Annotated in this window: 1 protein-coding gene; it reads right to left on the minus strand. The window is 40.2% G+C overall.

Annotated elements, in window-relative coordinates; genetic code table 11:
• On the minus strand, nucleotides 1-246 hold a 246-nt coding region (locus tag AOA62_RS05040; RefSeq protein WP_143521761.1), incomplete at both ends, for an ATP-binding cassette domain-containing protein.

Genomic DNA, 246 nt, shown 5'->3' on the forward strand with positions numbered 1-246 from the left:
GCATAGATAAGTCAATAGCATGAAGGTTTACAACCTTAGTAATATTTTCCTCTTTATTTATTTTCTGTAAATCCTTCATAACAGCATGTGATGTTGGAGGGTCCAGGCTTGCTACAGGTTCATCTGCAAGAATAAGCTTTGGCTGCTGAGTTAACGCACGAGCAATACTAACGCGTTGCTGTTGCCCACCACTTAATTGATCAGCCCGTTGATAAGCTTTATCTATGATTCCTACTCGTTGAAGAC

This window comes from Pseudomonas sp. 2995-3 (assembly GCF_002742565.1).
In the GTDB taxonomy this organism is placed as follows: domain Bacteria; phylum Pseudomonadota; class Gammaproteobacteria; order Pseudomonadales; family Pseudomonadaceae; genus Aquipseudomonas; species Aquipseudomonas edaphica.